7 protein-coding genes are annotated in these 19,427 nt (G+C 70.0%); 5 read left to right on the forward strand and 2 right to left on the reverse strand.

Going from position 1 to position 19,427, the window contains the following annotated elements; all coding sequences use genetic code 11:
• Nucleotides 1–63 precede the first annotated feature (63 nt).
• Nucleotides 64–1,773 carry a maltose alpha-D-glucosyltransferase gene (treS, locus tag ACFWA7_RS09345; protein ID WP_385536579.1) on the reverse strand — a complete coding sequence of 570 codons (1,710 nt, stop codon included), beginning with the start codon at nt 1,771–1,773 and terminating at the stop codon, nt 64–66.
• On the reverse strand, nt 1,770–3,854 hold the full coding sequence (locus ACFWA7_RS09350; protein ID WP_385821978.1) for an alpha-1,4-glucan--maltose-1-phosphate maltosyltransferase: 2,085 nt from the start codon (nt 3,852–3,854) through the stop codon (nt 1,770–1,772). Before ACFWA7_RS09350 ends, treS begins: the two co-directional genes overlap by 4 nt.
• A gap of 552 nt (nt 3,855–4,406) precedes the next feature.
• On the opposite strand from ACFWA7_RS09350, the gene glgP reads away from it, so the two are divergent.
• The 5 genes from glgP (at nt 4,407) to ACFWA7_RS09375 (ending at nt 19,365) form a co-directional block, all read left to right on the forward strand.
• Nucleotides 4,407–7,034 (forward strand): alpha-glucan family phosphorylase, encoded by a 2,628-nt coding sequence (gene glgP, locus ACFWA7_RS09355; RefSeq protein WP_385536575.1) that lies wholly within the window; start codon nt 4,407–4,409, stop codon nt 7,032–7,034.
• Between the two features lie 121 nt (nt 7,035–7,155).
• Nucleotides 7,156–7,551 carry a hypothetical protein gene (locus tag ACFWA7_RS09360; protein ID WP_385821981.1) on the forward strand — a complete coding sequence of 132 codons (396 nt, stop codon included), beginning with the start codon at nt 7,156–7,158 and terminating at the stop codon, nt 7,549–7,551.
• Nucleotides 7,548–8,180: a BMP family ABC transporter substrate-binding protein gene (locus ACFWA7_RS09365; protein ID WP_385821983.1), complete on the forward strand. Its 633-nt coding sequence runs from the start codon at nt 7,548–7,550 to the stop codon at nt 8,178–8,180. Before ACFWA7_RS09360 ends, ACFWA7_RS09365 begins: the two co-directional genes overlap by 4 nt.
• A gap of 251 nt (nt 8,181–8,431) precedes the next feature.
• On the forward strand, nt 8,432–19,012 hold the full coding sequence (locus tag ACFWA7_RS09370; protein WP_385821985.1) for a LamG-like jellyroll fold domain-containing protein: 10,581 nt from the start codon (nt 8,432–8,434) through the stop codon (nt 19,010–19,012).
• Complete coding sequence (locus ACFWA7_RS09375) at nt 19,012–19,365, forward strand: hypothetical protein (protein WP_385536568.1); 354 nt, start codon at nt 19,012–19,014, stop codon at nt 19,363–19,365. Before ACFWA7_RS09370 ends, ACFWA7_RS09375 begins: the two co-directional genes overlap by 1 nt.
• The last annotated feature ends 62 nt before the right edge of the window (nt 19,366–19,427 follow it).

Here is a 19,427-nt window from a genome sequence, read left to right on the forward strand (position 1 = left end):
GGGCGGGCCGGAGGAAACCGGCCCGCCCGGGGCCGCCCGGAGGCACCCCTCGGCGGGGTGGAACTAGCCGATCACGATGCAGTCCTTGCGCAGCCGGAACCAGTAGAAGCCGTGACCCGCCAGGGTCAGCAAGTACGGCCACTGGCCGATGGCCGGGAAGCGCACCCCGCCGATCAGCTCCACCGGATGGCGTCCGGCGAAGGCCCGCAGATCGAGCTCGGTGGGCTGGGCGAACCGCGAGAAGTTGTTCACGCAGAGCACCAGGTCGTCCTTGTCCTCCCGGAGGAACGCGAGGACCGCCGGGTTCGAGGACTGGAGTTCGGTGTACGAGCCGAGTCCGAAGGCCGGGTTCTGCTTGCGGATCTCGATCATCCGCCGGGTCCAGTGAAGCAGCGACGACGGCGAGGCCATGGCGGCCTCGACGTTGGTCACCTGGTAGCCGTAGACCGGGTCCATGATGGTGGGCAGGAACAGCCGTCCCGGATCACAGGACGAGAAGCCCGCGTTGCGGTCGGGCGTCCACTGCATGGGGGTGCGCACCGCGTCCCGGTCGCCCAGCCAGATGTTGTCGCCCATCCCGATCTCGTCCCCGTAGTAGAGGATCGGCGAGCCGGGCAGCGAGAACAGCAGGGCGGTGAACAGCTCGATCTGGTTGCGGTCGTTGTCCAGCAGGGAGGCGAGCCGGCGCCGGATGCCGATGTTGGCGCGCATCCGGGGGTCCTTGGCGTATTCCGCGTACATGTAGTCGCGCTCTTCGTCCGTGACCATTTCGAGGGTCAGCTCGTCGTGGTTGCGCAGGAAGATGCCCCACTGGCAGGTCTTGGGGATGGCCGGGGTCTTGGCGAGCACCTCGGAGACCGGGTAACGGCTCTCTCGGCGCACGGCCATGAAGATGCGCGGCATCACGGGGAAGTGGAACGCCATGTGGCACTCGTCGCCGCCCGCCGCGTAGTCGCCGAAGTAGTCGACGACGTCCTCCGGCCACTGGTTGGCCTCGGCGAGCAGCACGGTGTCCGGGTAGCTCGCGTCGATCTCGGCGCGCACCCGCTTGAGGAACTCATGGGTGGCGGGCAGGTTCTCGCAGTTGGTGCCCTCCTCCTGGTAGAGGTACGGGACGGCGTCCAGGCGGAAGCCGTCGATTCCCAGGTCCAGCCAGAACCGCAGCGCGGCCAGGATCTCGTCCTGGACGGCCGGGTTCTCGTAGTTGAGGTCGGGCTGGTGGGAGAAGAAGCGGTGCCAGTAGTACTGCTTGCGGATGGGGTCGAAGGTCCAGTTGGAGGTCTCGGTGTCGACGAAGATGATCCGGGCGTCCTGGAACTGCTTGTCGTTGTCGGCCCAGACGTAGTAGTCGCCGTACGGGCCCGCGGGGTCCTTGCGCGACTCCTGGAACCACGGGTGCTGGTCGCTGGTGTGGTTCATCACGAAGTCGATGATCACGCGCATGCCGCGCTGGTGGGCGGCGTCCACGAACTCCACGAAGTCGGCGAGGTCGCCGAACTCCGGGAGCACCGCGGTGTAGTCCGAGACGTCGTAACCGCCGTCCCGCAGCGGGGACTTGAAGAAGGGCGGCAGCCAGAGGCAGTCCACCCCCAGCCACTGCAGGTAGTCGAGTTTGGCGGTGATGCCCTTCAGATCCCCTACGCCGTCGCCGTTGCTGTCCTGGAAGGACCGCACGAGCACCTCGTAGAAGACGGCCCGCTTGAACCATTCGGGGTCGCGGTCCTTGGCGGGAGTGTCCTCGAAGGTGTCGTGGACGGGCTCGTTGACGATCATGGTGTGGGTGACCCTCCGATCGGCGGGGACGGTCGCAGGACCAGCACGTGCGCGGGCGCGCGGCCCGGCTCTAGGCGCACGTAGTTGGTCCTGCCCCAGTGGTAGGTCTCACCGGTGAGCTCGTCGCGCACCGGGACGGACTCGTGCCACGAAAGGCCGAGTTCCGGCATGTCCAACGAGACCGTGGCCTCCTGGGTGTGGTGGGGGTCGAGGTTGGCGACCACCAGAACGGTGTTCGACCCCGAGCGCTTGCTGTACGCGAGCACCGCGTCGTTGTCGGTGTGGTGGAAGCGCAGCGAGCGCAGCTGCCGCAGCGCCGGGTGGCGGCGGCGGATCCGGTTGAGCGAGGTCAGCAGCGGGGCCAGCGAGCGGCCCTCGCGCTCGGCCGCCTCCCAGTCCCGGGGCCGCAGCTCGTACTTCTCCGAGTTCAGGTACTCCTCACTGCCGCCGTGCAGCGCCGTGTTCTCGCAGAGCTCGTAGCCCGCGTACACACCCCAGCTGGGCGAGAGCGTCGCGGCGAGCACCGCGCGCACCTCGAAGGCGGGGCGGCCGCCGTGCTGGAGGTAGGCGTGCAGGATGTCCGGCGTGTTCACGAAGAAGTTGGGGCGCATGTACGCGGCCGCCTCGCCGGTCAGCTCGGTGAGGTAGTCGGTCAGCTCCTGCTTGGTGGTGCGCCAGGTGAAGTACGTGTACGACTGCTGGAAGCCGATCCGGGCCAGTGTGTGCATCATCGCGGGCCGGGTGAACGCCTCGGCCAGGAACACCACGTCCGGGTCGGTCCCGTTGACCTCGGCGAGCACCTGCTCCCAGAACACCGCCGGCTTGGTGTGCGGGTTGTCGACGCGGAAGATCCGCACCCCGTGGTCCATCCAGAACCGCAGGAGCCGCACGGTCTCGGCGACCAGGCCCGGCATGTCCCGGTCGAAGGCGAGCGGGTAGATGTCCTGGTACTTCTTGGGCGGGTTCTCGGCGTACGCGATGGTGCCGTCGGCCCGGTGGTGGAACCAGTCGGGGTGCTTGTCCACCCAGGGGTGGTCCGGTGAGCACTGGAGCGCGAAGTCGAGGGCGACCTCCATGCGCAGATCGCGGGCCGTGCGTACGAAGTCGTCGAAGTCGTCGAGGGTGCCGAGGTCGGGGTGGATCGCGTCGTGCCCGCCGTCCGGCGAGCCGATGGCCCAGGGCACGCCCACGTCGCCGGGCGCGGCCGACAGACTGTTGTTGGGGCCCTTGCGGAACGTGGTGCCGATGGGGTGCACGGGCGGCAGATAGACCACGTCGAAACCCATCGCGGCGACCGCGGGCAGCCGCTCGGCGGCGGTCCGGAACGTGCCGCTCACCGGCGGCTTCCCGGCCTGCACCACCGCACCCTCGGAGCGCGGGAACAGCTCGTACCAGGAACCGAAGAGCGCCCGCTCACGCTCGACCAGGAGCGGCAGCGACTCCGAGGCGCTGAGCAGTTCGCGCAGCGGGTACCGGGCGAGGGCCGCGTCGGCCCCGGGGGTCAGGGCCGCGGCCAGCCGGGCGGCCGGCGGGCGGGAGCCGTCGCGCAGCGCGTCCACCGCGGCGAGCACCGCCTCGCGGCCCTTGGTCTTCGGCACCCCGCGCGCGGCCCGCTCGTACAGCGCCGCGCCCTCCGCGAGGGCGAGCTCGGTGTCCAGACCCGCCGGGATCTTGATCCCGGCGTGCCGGCGCCAGGTGGCCACCGGGTCGCTCCACGCCTCGACCGTATACGACCAGCGCCCTTCGGCCGCCGGAGTGACCTCGGCGCCCCAGCGGTCGCTGCCGGGCGCCAGCTCGCGCATCGGCGTCCACGGCCCGGGCCGCCCGCGCGGGTCGCGCAGGACCACATTGGCGGCCACCGAGTCATGGCCTTCGCGGAAGACGGTGGCGGTGACCATGAAGGTCTCGCCCGCCACCGCCTTCGCCGGCCTTCTGCCGCAGTCGACGGCGGGGCGGACGTCCAGGACGGGGATACGGCCGATGGGCAGATTCACGGGATCACCTGGTGGCTGGTGGGTGCGGGGCGTGGCGGAGTCTGCTCTTTGTAACTGCTCCGTTGGCGTTTGACGGGCTGCGGGCATGGCCGCTCCTGTCCGCGTTCACTCGGGTGGCGGTTAGCGGTTGCACAGACGGCGTCCTACCGATGGAGCCTTCCACAGGCTCCGAGTGGGCATTCCGGTGGTTTGTTAACTACCTGGGCGTAACGGCTCAGACAAGGAAACGGCCCCGTCTTTCGGCGGGACCGCACCAGAATTTGCCTACCCACAAGTTCAGTTGGCCCGGTACGGATGATCCTCCCGGTGGCGGCCCGCACGGTCAGGTCCGCGCCCGTCCCGGCCGGATCCGCCGCCGGGTGCCCGTCGTCCGTGTTCCACGCCGAGGCGGCGCCCACACCCGGGGCGAACAGATCGTGTCGCTCCCATGCCGCGGTCCCCCTCCCCGGCCTCGGCCGGCCGGCGCCCTTCGCAGCCTCCCGCCCCCGGGGGACGCCCACAAGGGCGCACGCCGGGGGCGGTCGCTTCCGTGCGCCGTGGTAGCGCGGGGCGTCCGCCCACTACCTTCGAGGGTGAAGGACAGTCGAACAGAGCTGTACGTCCACCCTGTTGCGTACATCCCCTGCGAAGGTGGAACACGTGAAGGCAATCCGTCGATTCACCGTCCGCCCCGTCCTCCCCGAGCCCCTGCGGCCGCTGAGTGAACTGGCCCGCAATCTGCGCTGGTCCTGGCATCCCGAGACCCGCGAACTCTTCCAGTCCGTCGACCCCGAGGGATGGCGGGCGGCCGGAGAGGATCCCGTGCGCCTGCTGGGGTCCGTCTCCGCCGCCCGGCTCGCCGCGCTGGCCGAGGACCGCCGTTTCGTCCGTTCCCTGACCGCCTGCGCCGACGACCTCGCCGACTATCTGGGCGGGCGGCGGTGGTACCAGCAGCAGCCCGAGGGGCTGCCGCACGCCATCGCCTACTTCTCGCCGGAGTTCGGGATCACCGCCGCCCTGCCGCAGTACTCGGGCGGGCTCGGCATCCTGGCCGGCGACCATCTGAAGTCCGCGAGCGACCTCGGCGTGCCACTGATCGGCGTCGGGCTCCTCTACCGGCACGGCTACTTCCGCCAGTCGCTCTCGCGCGACGGCTGGCAGCAGGAGCACTATCCCGTGCTCGACCCCAATGAGCTGCCGCTCGCGCTGCTGAGGGAGGCCGACGGCGAGCCCGCCCGGATCTCGCTGCACCTGCCCGGCGGCCGCGCGCTGCACGCGGTGGTCTGGATCGCCCGGGTCGGCCGGGTCCCGCTGCTGATGCTCGACTCGGACGTGGAGGGGAACGGCCCGGGCGAACGCGACGTCACCGACCGGCTGTACGGGGGCGGCAGCGAGCACCGGCTGCTCCAGGAGATGCTGCTCGGCATCGGCGGGGTGCGGGCGGTGCGCGCGTACTGCCGGATCACCGGGCACCCCGCCCCCGAGGTCTTCCACACCAACGAGGGCCACGCGGGCTTCCTCGGTCTGGAACGCATCCGCGAACTGGCCGGTGAGGGGCTGGAGTTCGACGCGGCCCTGGAGTCGGTGCGGGCCGGGACCGTCTTCACCACCCACACCCCGGTCCCCGCCGGGATCGACCGCTTCGACCGCGAGCTGGTCGCCCACCACCTCGGCGACGACGGCGAACTGCCGGGCGTCGACGTCTCGAAGATCCTCCAGCTCGGCATGGAGACCTACCCCGGCGGCGAGCCCAACCTCTTCAACATGGCCGTGATGGGGCTGCGCCTGGCCCAGCGCGCCAACGGCGTCTCCACCCTGCACGGCGAGGTCAGCCGGGGGATGTTCGCGGGCCTGTGGCCCGGGTTCGACCCCTCGGAGGTGCCGATCACCTCCGTCACCAACGGGGTGCACGCGCCGACCTGGGTGGCGCCCGAGGTGTTCCGGCTCGGCGCCAGGCAGATCGGTGCCGGGCGCGCCGAGGACGCGCTGACCGTGGGCGGCTCGCCGCGCTGGGACGCGGTCGCCGACATCTCCGACACGGAGATCTGGGAGCTCCGGCGAGAGCTGCGCGAACAGCTGGTCCTCGAAGTGCGCGAGCGGCTGTACGCGTCGTGGCGCACCCGCGGGGCCGGCACGGCCGAGCTCGGCTGGGTGGACGGGGTGCTCGACCCCGACGTCCTCACCATCGGCTTCGCCCGCCGCGTCCCCTCGTACAAGCGGCTGACCCTGATGCTCCGCGACCGGGACCGGCTGATGGAGCTGCTGCTCCATCCGACCCGGCCGGTGCAGATCGTGGTGGCGGGCAAGGCGCACCCCGCCGACGACAGCGGCAAGCGCCTCGTCCAGGAGCTGGTGCGGTTCGCCGACGACCCCCGGGTGCGCCACCGCATCGTCTTCCTGCCCGACTACGGGATGGCGATGGCCAAGAAGCTCTACCCGGGCTGCGACGTGTGGCTCAACAACCCGCTGCGGCCGCTTGAGGCGTGCGGGACCAGCGGGATGAAGGCCGCGCTGAACGGGTGCCTCAACCTGTCGGTCCTGGACGGCTGGTGGGACGAGTGGTTCGAGCCGGACTTCGGCTGGGCCATCCCGACCGCCGACGGCTCCGCCACCGACGAGGACCGCAGGGACCAGCTGGAGTCGACCGCCCTGTACGACCTGATCGAGGACCGGGTGGCGCCGCGCTTCTACGACCGGGGCGCGGGCGGGCTGCCCGGCCGCTGGATCGAGATGGTCCGCGAGACCCTGGCCTCGCTCGGCCCGAAGGTGCTGGCGGGGCGGATGGTGCGCGAGTACGTGGAGCGGCTGTACGCGCCCGCCGCCCACGCCCACCGCGACCTCGGTCCGGACACGGCCCGGGAGCTGGCGGCCTGGAAGGCCCGGGTGCGGGCGGCCTGGCCGCAGGTGACCGTCGACCATGTGGAGGCGGTGGCCGCGACGGCGCCGAACGGTCACGCGGAGCTCGGCTCCACGCTCTCCCTGCGGGTGCGGGCCGGGCTCGGCGGGCTCCAGCCGGACGATGTGGAGGTGCAGGCGGTCGCCGGGCGGGTGGACGCCGCCGACACGCTCGCGGAGGCCCGTACGGTCGCCCTGAAGCCCGCGGGCGGCCCGGACCTGGAGGGGCGCTGGGTGTACGAGGGCCCGCTCGCCCTGGACCGGACCGGCCCCTACGGCTACACGGTCCGCGTCCTGCCGGCCCACCGGCTCCTGGCCGACGGCGCCGATCTCGGCCTGGTCGCGCTGCCGACCGAGGCGACGGGGGAGGGGGCGGGGGTGCTGATGCGCTGAGGGCCGATGGGTTGTACCGTACGTCGGCCGCTGCCATGCACCCCGTACGGAACTGCGAGGTCCGATTGTGAACCCTGCCGAGAATGTCGCCGCCCGTCCCATACATCCGTATGGGACCCGGGTGGCGCGCACGGGCCTCGCACTGCTGCCCTTCGCGACTCTGGGGCTGCTGTGCCCGGTGCCGTCGCTGGTGATCGCCATCAAGCGGCACCGGAGCGCGGACTGGGTCGCCTTCGCGGTCTTCTGCGCGGTGTGGGTGTCCTGGGTGCTCCAGCTGGCCACCACCCCGGACACCACGCACGGTATGAAGTTCGCGGCCGACGTGCTGCTCATCGGGCTGTCGACGGCCGGGGCGGCCGCGCACGCCTGGAAGGCGTGGCCGGCGGCCCGGCGGTCCCCGAACGAGAACGGCAAGAGCGCGTACTGCAATCTCCCGGGGGGCGACCCCCGGACCCCCAGCAGTACAGACGGGGCAAAGGGGTACAACGGACCGCAAGTGCAAGGTGAACAGCAGTGAAGCAAGTCAAGCAGGTACGTAAGGCCCAGGCGGCGAAGGCCGCCCGGGAGGAGCAGGAAAAGCAGGACAGATACGCGCGCTACCGGGTGCGGTTCGCCCGGCTCACGGCGCTGGCGCGGGTGCACCGGCGCCGGATCTGGATCGCCGCCGGCGCGGCGGCGGCCGTCGCGGTCGCCGCGGTGCTCATCCCGGTGCTGGGCGGGGACGACAAGCCGGGGCCGCCGGACCCGCGGGCCCGCCAGTACAAGAACGTCGACGCCTGTCTGCTGACCGGGGACAAGGGCGTCACCGAGGGCACGGAGGGCGCGCCGGTGTGGGCGGGGATGCAGGACGCCTCGAAGGCCACCCGCGCGCGCGTCAACTTCGTCCCGGTGACGGGCGAGCAGACCGCCGCCAACGCCACCCCGTTCGTCAACAGCCTCCTCCAGCGCTCCTGCGACGTGGTCGTGGCGGTCGGCAAGGCTCCGGTGGCGGCGGCCGAGGCGGCGGCGAAGGCCCACCCCAAGGTGCGTTTCGTGGTGGTCGGTTCAGAGGCCGAGGCGGCCAATGTGACGGCCGTGAAGCCGGGTGACGGAGTGCGGGCGGATGTCGCCCGGGCCGTCGAGCAGGAAGCCAATACACCCGGATAGCCCGGAATTTATTGTTCCGCACCGCAAGGACATGGCAAAGAAACGTCAAAGGATCATGGGGTGGAAGCAACCTCCGTAAACGCGTGGGGCACGATCGCCAGGCTTTGTCTTCTGTAAGCCTCGCGTAAGTAAAGGCTGTCTCAATGCGTGCTCGATGGGCCCGAACGTCCCGTCTTCTCTTTCCACCCGGTAGAACCGGGCGCCGCAGGACCAGGAGGATCGCCCTCCTGGTCCTGCTGGCTTTCTCCTTCATGCTGACGACGGAGACCGCGGAAGCCACCGGGGCCACGCTGCCCCGTCTGTCCATGCCCAAGTGGTCCCTGTCGGGTCTGTGGGAGTGGGCCAACAAGTCCCCGCTCGACACCCCGGACCAGCAGGGCGGCACCGCGCGCGGCAAGAGCCACACCGCCGCCGCCAAGCAGACCCGGGCCAAGGGCGGCAACGGCCACCGGCCCGGCAAGGGCAAGGGCGAGCTCGGCGCGTACGAGCGGCCGCGGGACAAGGCCGAGCCGGTGAAGACCGGCAAGGCGGCCGGGAACGCCAAGAGCTTCGACGCGCGCACCAGCCGGCGCGACGCCGAGAAGTCGACGGCGACCTCGGACTTCTACACCAACGCCGACGGCTCCACGACGGTGCGCCACTACACCGGCCGCTCCAACTTCAAGGGCGCCGACGGCAGCTGGAAGCAGATCGACACCAAGCTGCGCGAGGAGAAGGGCGGCCGCCTCGTCGAGAACGCCAACTCGCTCGGCGTCGCCTTCGCCCCCGACGCGGTCACCCCCGACCTCGCCTCGGTCGACTTCGGCTCCGGGCGGGCACTCTCGTACGGGCTGCACGGCGCCGCCAGGAGCGAGCCGGTGGTCGACGGCGACTCCACGGCCACGTACGACAACGTTCTCCAGGACACCGACCTCAAGCTGTCGCCGCTGACCGAGGGCTTCAAGGAGCGCATCGTCCTGCGCTCCAAGGCGGCGCCCAGCACCTGGCTCTTCCCGCTGAAGGCGAAGGGGCTCACCCCGGAGATCGCGGCCAACGGCGACGTGGTGTTCACCGACGCCGACGGCAAGGTGACCGCGACCGTCCCGCACGCCTTCATGGAGGACTCGAAGATCGACCCGCGCTCGGGCGACGCCGCCCAGTCCCGCGCGGTCACCTATGAGCTCACCACCCTGGACGGCGCCCCCGCGCTGCGGATGACCGCCGACCGGGCCTGGCTGGACGACCCGAAGCGGGTCTTCCCGGTCACCGTCGACCCGACGGTGACGGCCAGCAACTCGACGTACACCCAGAACACCATCGGCGGGGACCACTCCACCGAGAACATGATCAAGGTGGGGTCGTACGACTCCGGCACCAACAAGGCGAACTCGTTCCTGCAGTTCTCCTCGCTCGGCACCACACTGGCCGGCCAGAAGGTCACCGCGGCGACCCTGAACGTCTACGCGGTCTGGTCCTCGACCTGCACCGCCGAGCCGTTCAACGTCCACCCGGTCACCAAGGCCTGGACGCCCTCCACGGTCACCAGCTACCCCGGCCCCACCTACGGCGCGGCGATCGGCTCGGCGACGCCGGCGCCCGGCGCGTCCTGCACCAACTCCTCCAGCTCCACGAGCGTCGGCGTGAAGATGCCCGTCCCGCTCAACACCGGCTGGTTCAACACGGTCGCGGGCGGCGGCGCCAACTACGGCCTCGCGATGACCGCGATCACCAGTGACATGCTGCACTGGAAGAAGTTCCACTCGGACAACTCCACCACCGCGGGCTTCCGCCCGGCGCTCGACCTCACCTACACGGCCAATGTGGCCCCGCAGGTCAACGCCCAGTACCCGCCGGAGAACTTCCAGGCCAACACCCTGAGCCCGGAGCTCACGGTGTACGCCAGCGACGCCGACCACGGGCCGAGCGCGCTCTCGTACTCCTTCGACGTCTTCGACGCCGACTCCACCAGCCAGACCCCGGTGGTCAGCTCCGGCACCCTGACCAAGGGCGCCTGGGCGATCCCGGCGGGCAAGCTGAAGTGGAGCAAGAACTACCTCTGGTTCGCCACCGTCAGCGACGGCACCAACTCGGTGTCGTACGACAGCCGGTTCACCACCGCCGTGCCGCAGCCGCCGGTGACCTCGGGGCTCTCCCAGAACACCGACGGCCACGAGTTCGACCCCAGCGACGGCAACTACACCACCGACGACACCGACGCGGACGTCGAGGTCACCGGGCCCTCGCTCTCCATCGAGCGCTCCTACAACAGCCTCGACCCGCGCCGGGACAGCGCGTTCGGCGCGGGCTGGGCGACCATCGCGGACATGAAGGCCGCCGAGGTCAAGGACAGCTCCGGCGCGGTCACCAGCGTGGTCATCACCTACCCCGGCGGTGAGCAGGTCGCCTTCGGCCGCAACAGCGACGGCACCTTCGTCCCGCCGCTGGGCCGGTACGCCCGCTTCCAGGCGGTCACCGGCGGCTACACGCTGGTCGACAAGGACTTCACCACCTACAGCTTCACCCAGACCACGGCGAAGGCCGGGGTCTACGCGATCAAGACCATCACGGACTTCGCCAACCGCGGGGAAACGTTCTACTACACCGGCAGCCAGCTGACCAAGATCACGAACACCACGTCCAACCGTTCGCTGACCCTCAGCTGGCAGACCCCCGCGGGCGCCACCGCCGCGCACGTCAACACGGTCGCCACCGACCCGTCGACGGCGGGCGACCCGGCCACCGCGCAGACCTGGCAGTACAGCTACACCGGTGACCAGCTCACCAAGGTCTGCCCGCCCGCCGACTGGTCCAAGTGCGTCACCTACGGGTACGCCACCGGCAACCACTACCGCACCACGGTCCTGGACGAGGACCCGTTCGCGTACTGGCGGCTCGGCGAGGCGGCCGGTGACGGCGTCGCCAAGGACGCGGTCGACCTCAACCAGGGCAAGTACAACGGCATCTACCACAACGTGACCACCGGTGGCACGGGCGTGCTCGCCGGGTCCACCCAGCCGGCCGCCACGTTCAACGGCACCAGCAGTTACGTGGAGATACCCAGCGCCCCCGGCGCGACCCCCTCGTACGCGACGGTCTCGCTCTGGTTCAAGACCTCCCAGGCGGGCGGTGTCCTCTTCTACTACGGCGACAAGCCGCTGAGCGACCCGGACCCGGTGGGCACCACGACCCACAACACCCCGGCGGTCTACGTCGGCACCGACGGCAAGCTGCACGGCTGCTTCGCCTCGTCGCCCGGCTGCAACACCACGATCGTCTCCACCGCCGCCGTCAACGACAACAAGTGGCACCAGGCCGTCCTCACCGGCGCCGCCACCACCATGTCGCTCTACCTCGACGGCGTCGCCCAGGGCACCAAGGCCGGCACCATCAACGACTGGGCGCAGCCCTACCTCACCCTCGGCGCCGGGGTGAACACCGACGGCTGGCCGAACATGAACGCGGCCGACCCGCTCGGCCACTTCAGCGGCCAGCTCGCCGAGGCGGCGATCTACTCCGAGCCGCTGAGCCAGGACGTCATCACCGCCCAGTACCAGGCGGCGACCCGTCCGGCCGGACTGCTCAACAAGATCACCACGCCGAACGGCAAGAACCAGAGCGCCGTCACCTACTCCACCGCCGACGACATGGTCACCCAGGCCGTCGACGGCGACGGCGGCACCTGGAAGCTCAACCCGGCCACCGTGACCGGCTCCTCCCAGGTCTACCGCTCGGCCGTGATGGGCGCCGCCCCCTCCGGGTACTGGCGCCTCGGCGACGTCCAGGGCGCGCCGCAGGCCGCCAACGAGGTGCACACCGGCTTCGGCACGTACAACACGGTCACCCAGGGCGCCGAGGGTCCGTTCGGTCCCGACGACGCGACGGCGGTCGACTTCGACGGCGCCACCTCCTTCGCCGAGCTGCCGTACGCCCCGCTGCACCGCTCCGGCAACCGGGCGATCGAGCTGTGGTTCCGCACCGCGAAGCCCGGTGTGATCGCCGCCGACCAGGCCCGGGTCCCCAATGACCCGGCGGGCGCGGGCGCCGCCTACTCGCCGCTGATGTACGTGGGCGCGGACGGCAAGCTGCGCGGCCACTGGTGGAGCGCCACCGGCAGCGGCACGACCGACTTCGGCTCCAGGTCGACGGTCACCGACAACACCTGGCACCACGCGGTCCTCTCCGCCTCCGGCACCACCCAGACGCTCTATCTGGACGGCGAGAAGCAGGCCGACTACACCGGCGCCGCCGGTGACCAGACGACCACCCGCACCTTCATCGGCGCGGGCTTCGCCAAGGGCTGGATCAGCTCGCCCTCGGACGTCAGCTACTTCGACGGCTCGATCGCCGAGGCCGCCTTCTACGCGGAGCCGCTGACCGCGGACGAGGTCGGCCGCCACTACGCGGCCGCCAAGGCGTCCTCGGGCACCGCCCCGGTCCGCACGGTCCAGCTGACCGACCCGACCGACAAGACGCTGACCTACGTGTACGACGCGGAGCTCGGCAACCGGCTGCTCGCGGCGACCGACACCAACGGGCAGCGCGCCACGTACGGCTACGACACGTCCGGCTTCCTGCACACCGTCACGGACGCCAACGGCAACCGCTCGGTGACCGGCCACGACGTACGCGGCAACACGGTCTCCACGACCACCTGCCAGAACACGGCCGCCAACACCTGCGCCACCGAGTACTACACGTTCTACCCGGACGCGACCACGCTGTTCCCGGCGATGGACCCGCGCAACGACCTGGTGCTCACCGAGCGCGACGGCCGTTCCTCGGGCCCCACGGACAACACGTACCTCACCAGCTACACCTATGACACGGGCGGAAACGTCACTTCGGTGACCACCCCGCCGGTGCCGGGCTCGCCCGCGGGCCGTACGGCGTCCACCGTGTACACCACCGCGACCACCGTCGCGGCCGAGGGCGGCACCAACTACGCCCCGGCCGGACTCGTCGCCGAGGTGCGCACACCCGGTGGCCGCAGCACCAAGTACACCTACTTCAAGAACGGCGACCTGGCGCAGATCACCGACGCCAACGGCGCCTCGGTGAAGTACACGTACGACAACCTGGGCCGCCAGATCACCAAGACGGAGGTCTCCGACTCCTACCCGGCGGGTCTGACGACCACGCTGGCGTACGACAAGGACGACCAGGTCGTCTCGGAGATCAGCCCCAAGGTCACCAACCGGGTCACCGGCGCCGTCCACCAGGCGAAGTCGACGACCGTCTACGACCCGGACGGCAACGTCCAGTCCCAGACGGTCGCGGACACCACCGGCGGCGACACCGCCCGGGTCACCTCGATGACGTACGACGCGTACAACCGGGTCGCGACCCGGACGGACCCGGGCGGCGACGTCACGGCGTTCGAGTACGACGTCTACGGCAACAAGGTCAAGGAGACGGACCCGGTCGGGAACGTCAACGAGTACACCTTCGACGCCGAGGGCCGTCCGCTCACCACCAGTCTGCTCAACTACACCGGCGACCCGAACAGCCCGTCCTCGCCCACCAAGCTGGTGCAGGAGTCGCGGGCGTACGACCCGGCGGGCCGGCTCGCGTCGATCACCGACGCGATGGGCTGGGTCACCGAGTACACCTACACCGACGACGGCCTGTCCGCGTCCGTGGTGCGCAGGGACCCGCAGAACAACAAGGCGTTCACCGAGCAGGCGAACACCTATGACGCGGCTGGGAACCTGGTCAAGCAGGTGACCAACGACTCCACCACGACCACCTCGTTCACGGTGGACGCGGCGGACCGTACGACGTCGACGACGATGGACCCGGGCGGGCTCGCCCGGACCAACAAGGTCTCCTACGACCCCGACGACAACGTCGTGTCCGAGACGGACTACGACCCGACCGGCGACACCAGCACCACCGACACGCGCTACGACGCGCTCGGCAACGTCACCGGCAACACCGTCCACGACGGCACCACCGCGCCGGTCGGCCGCTGGAAGCTGAACGAGACCAGCGGCACGCTCGCCGCCGACTCCTCGGGCGGCAACAACAAGGTCACCTTCGGCACCGGCGTGACCCGCTCCACCGAGCAGGGCGGCAGCGCGGTCTTCGACGGCACTGCCAACGCGTACGGCCAGGGCAGCGGCCCGGCCGTCAACACCAACGGCAGCTTCTCCGTCTCGACCTGGGTGAAGCTGGCCGACACCACCGCCAACCACACGTTCGTCTCCCAGGACGGCACCGCCGACCACGGCTTCCAGCTGTACTACTCGACGGCGTACGGCTGGTCGTTCAACCGCACCTCCGGCGACGTGGCGAGCCCGACGCTGGCCCGTGCCACCTCCGGCACGGCGGCGGTGACGGCCAACACCTGGACGCATCTGACGGGTGTCTACGACGCGACGGCGGGCGAGATCCGCCTCTACGTCAACGGCGCGCTGAAGGCGACCACCCCGTACAGCGGCTCCTGGGAGGCCACCGGCCCGCTCCAGATCGGCCGGCGGATGTCGGGCGGCACGCAGGGCGAGTACCACAAGGGCTCCCTCGCGGACGTCCAGGTGTACGGCGAGGCGCTCACCGCGTCGCAGATCTCCGGCGTGTACGGCAAGACCCTGCCCGCGGCGGGCAGTTCGGTGCGCACCACCAGCTGGAAGCTGGACCAGCGCGGCATGCCGGTCTCGATGACCGACGCCAACGGCGCGACCACCGACTACGGCTACGACGAGTCGGGCCAGCAGACCAGCGTCACCGAGCCCGCGGTCAACGCCGAGCAGAACGGCGGCACTCCTACGTCGGTCCGCCCGGTCTCGCTGACGGGCTACAACACGTACGGCGAGCAGACCGAGTCCTCGGACCCGCTCGGCAACGTCACGGTCACCGCCTACGACGGCGAGGGCCAGGAGGCGTCCACGACGCTTCCCGACTACACCGCGCCGGGTGCCTCGACGCCGATCAAGGCGGTGTCCTGGAACGAGTACAACCATCTCGGCCAGGTCTCCGCGGAGGTCGACCCGCTGGGCAACCGCACGTCCTACACGTACACCCAGCTCGGCGACCTCGCGTCGGTGACGGAACCGGGCGGCGACACCACCAGGTACACCTACGACACCAACGGCGACCAGCTCTCGGCGACCCGCCCGAACGGCGCCCGCCAGGAGTCGACCTTCGACTACCTGGGCCGCGAGGTCACCAACACGGACATCGTCCGCCAGCCGACCCAGCGCGCGTTCACGGCGATCAACTACTACGACGCGCCGGGGCAGCAGCTGTCGAAGACGGTGAGCCCGGCGGGGGTCAGCGAGTCGTACGGGTACAACGCGCTCGGCGAGGTCACGTCCAGCACGGACGGGGCGAACAATACGACGCGGTTCACGTACGACAAGGACGGCGAGCTGCTCACCTCGACCGACCCGGACGGGACCAGCACCAAGAACACCTATGACGGGTTCGGCCAGCTGGTCTCGATGAGCGACCTGGACGCGACCGGGAAGGTGCTGCGGACCACCAGCTCCACGTATGACCGGATGGGCGCCCCGTCGACGCTCACCGACTTCCGGGGACACACGACCTCGCTCACCGTGGACGCCACCGGCATGGTGACCAAGGCGGTGCAGCCGGTCTCCGCGACGGAGTCGATCACCACGACGTTCGGCTACGACACGGCGGGCAACCAGACCCGGTTCACCGACGGGCGAGGGAACCCGTTCATCACCACGTACAACACATGGGGCATGGCGGAGTCGGCGATCGAGCCGTCCACACCGGCGGCTCCGGCACCGGCCGACCGCACCTTCACCACCGTGTACAACGCCAATGGCGACGTGGTGGAGGAGCGTTCGCCCGGCGGCGTGAAGATCGTCGACCAGTACGACGCCAAGGGTCGGCTCACCCGTCAGACGGGTACGGGCGCCGAGGCCGCCACGGTCGACCACACTTATTCCTACGACTCGGACGACCGCGTCATCTCGGTGACGGGGACCGACGCGGACACAGGGAAGGACACGTTCGGGTACGACGACCGCGGCATGATGCTGTCGGCCGGCGGCCCGTCCGGCACCAGCTCCTTCGCGTACAACGGGGACGGCGCCGTCACCTCCCGGACGGACGCCTCCGGTACCTCGACGTACGGCTACGACACCGCTGGACGCCTGTCCACGGTCAACGACGGCGCCACCGGCTCCACGCTGACCTACGGCTACGACGTCAACAGCAACGTCAAGTCGATCGACTACGGCACCGGCAAGGCCAAGCGCACCTTCGGCTACGACGCCCTGGAGCAGCTCAAGTCGGACACCCTGACCTCCCCGACCGGCAGGACACTGGCCTCGGTGGGCTACGGGTACGACGAGAACGGCAACGAGACGTCCAAGACGACCACCGGGGTCGCGGGCGCGTCCGCCAACACGTACACCTACGACTGGGCGAACCGCCTGTCGTCCTGGAACAACGGGACGGCGACGGAGAGCTACGGCTACGACGCCTCCGGCAACCGGACGCGCGTGGGCGGCGACACCTACACCTACGACGCCCGCAACCAGCTCAGCTCGGACGGGCACAACAGCTACACCTACACGCCTCGCGGCACGCTGAGTTCGATGACGGACGACGCGGGCAAGCAGACCGTGATGAAGTCGGACGCCTTCAACCGCGTCATCAACGAAGGGGACCGCACCTACAGCTACGACGGCCTGGACCGGGTGCTCGCCGCGTCCGATCCCGGATCCGGTCCGCTGTTCACCTTCCAGTACAGCGGGGCGGGCAACGAGGTCGCCTCCGACGGCACCGCGACCTACAGCCGCAACGCCGACGGAACGCTTCTCGGCGTCAAGGCGGGCACGCAGTCGGTGCTCGCGATGACGGACCTGCACGACGACGTCATCGGGCAGTTCACCGCCGACGGGGAGGCGCTGGCGGGCTCGACCTCGTACTCGCCCTTCGGCAAGGTCGCGCAGAGCGCCGGGATGGCCGGCCACCTCGGCTACCAGTCGGGCTGGACCGACCCGGAGACGGCCAAGGTCAACATGGCGGCGCGCTGGTACTCGCCGCAGACCGGCCAGTTCAACAGCCGGGACACGGCGGACGTGGACGGGCTGCCGGCATCGGTCGGCGCGAACAAGTTCGCCTATGCCAACGCCAACCCGCTGACCATGACCGACCCCACCGGTCACTGGAGCCTCGGCGGAGCCTGGAAGAAGTTCAAGAAGAAGGTCAAGCACACCGCCAAGTCCGCTTGGCACAAGACCAAGAAGGCCGTCAAGCACGTCGCCAAGGCCGTCAAGAAGGCCGCGAAGAAGATCAAGCACGCGGTCAAGAAGGCGGTCAAGCGGGTCAAGCACGCGGTCCGCAAGGCCGTGCACTACGTGCACGACGCCGTCAAAAAGGTCAAGAGATACGTCAAGCGGACCTACAAGCGCGTCAAGCACTACGTCCACAAGGTCGCCAAGGCCGTCAAGCACGCGGTGAAGCGGGTCGCCAAGGCGGTCAAGCACGTCGCCCACAAGGTGGTCAAGGCCGCCAAGAAGGTCGGCAGAGCGGTCAAGAAGGCCGTCAAGGCCACCGCCAACTATGTGAAGCAACACGCGGCGACCATCGTGCCCATCGTGGCCGGTATCGCTGCCGCGGTGGCGTGCACGGCCCTGACGGCGGGAGTCGGCGCGGTCGCCTGCGCCGTCGGAGCCGGAGCGCTGATCAATTCGCTTGGCTACGCCATGAGCGATGGTCCGCACACGCTGGGCGGCTTCCTCGGAGCCGCGGCGGTCGGCGCGGCCACCGGTCTGATCGGCGCGGGCGCGGGCGCGGTCGCCGGGCGGGCGCTCGGCACCGCGGTCGGTGCCGTGGCCCGTGGCGCGGCCACGGGAGCCGCCGCCGGGGCGGCCGAGAGCGCTGCGTACTACGGTGTCTCCTGCTCCAGCAGCGAGGAGGGCTGCAGCGTCAGCGGCGCGGCGAAGGCCACCGCGGCCGGTGCGGCGTTCGGCGGTGTCTTCGGAGCCGCGGCCGGCAAGTACGGGCCCAAGCCGAAGCCCACGGCGGAGACCGACGGGGTGCCGTCGCGGGGCCGGGGCGGCAGCTGCCCGACCCGGCACAGCTTCGTCGGCTCGACTCCCGTGCTGGTGGGCCCCGGCGTCTCGAAGATGATCTCCGAGATCAAGGTCGGGGACTACGTCCTCACGGCAGAGCCCGGCAAGAAGGGCACGGAGAAGCACCGCGTCAAGGAAGTGATCGTCACCAAGACCGACCGCGACTACGTCGATGTGACGGTCGCGACCAAGTCGGGCGCGAAGACGATCCAGACCACGCAGCACCACCAGTTCTACGAGGCCACCCGGAACTCCTGGACCCAGGCGGGCGACCTCAAGACCGGTCAGCGGCTACAGCTGGACACGGGTGAGACGGCGAAGATCGTCGGCGTCATGCCGTACAAGGCGACCCGGATCACCTACGACCTCAGCATCGAGGGCCTGCACACCTACCACGTGATGGCCGGCGGTGAGGGGTTCCTCGTCCACAACCAGGACGGTCCGGCGTCCATCCCGCAGGTGGACAACGCGCGACTGCAGAAGACGGTGGACGCGCTCTACCACGGCATCGGCAACGAGAACCTCGTCGGTGACGGATCGGCGATGGCCGCGGCCAACCACGAGTTCCTGGGCGGCGACGGAGTCGAGGGCAAGAACCACCTGGGCAGCACCGCTCAGTACCGGAGCGCGCTCAACAACTTCCTCACCAAGGACGTCATCAAGCCGAAGGGCGGAAAGAAGGAGACCGTGGTGCGGACCGCCAGGGACATCCAGGTCGCGAAGAGCCTCATCAATGCTATTGATGATGCCCATCAAGGCCAGTACGAAGGCGCGCACAACTACCCGGGACTGAGTTGCTGATGACGAGGGACGTACAACTGGTGAAGGACCTGGTCGCCCGGGTCCCCGCCTTCGAGGATCACTACGAGAGCCATGTGTTCAACGAGGACGGCGTGCTGCCGCACGTCTTCTTCTGGGACGTGACCCAGGCGACCGTGGACTCCTTCCTCGGGAACGAGGACGAGCCGGACTGGCGCAGCACGCTGGAGTTCCTTGAGGAGCAGAGCGCGCTGGGCGTACCGGAGATCGACGAGGTCATCGTGACGTCGTTCCTCAACTCCCTGCCGTTCCCGGGCAAGCCGGGGCATGAGCTGGTGGAGCACCTCGGCCCGGTCCTGGCCGCGAAGTTCGCACGGGTCCGCCCCGCGGGCTGAGCGGTACACCAAGGGAGGCCCCCTCACAGGGGGCCTCCCGGACCGCGCACCACGAACGCACG

The sequence above is a fragment of the Streptomyces sp. NPDC059994 genome, from assembly GCF_042737755.1.
Classification (GTDB): domain Bacteria; phylum Actinomycetota; class Actinomycetes; order Streptomycetales; family Streptomycetaceae; genus Streptomyces.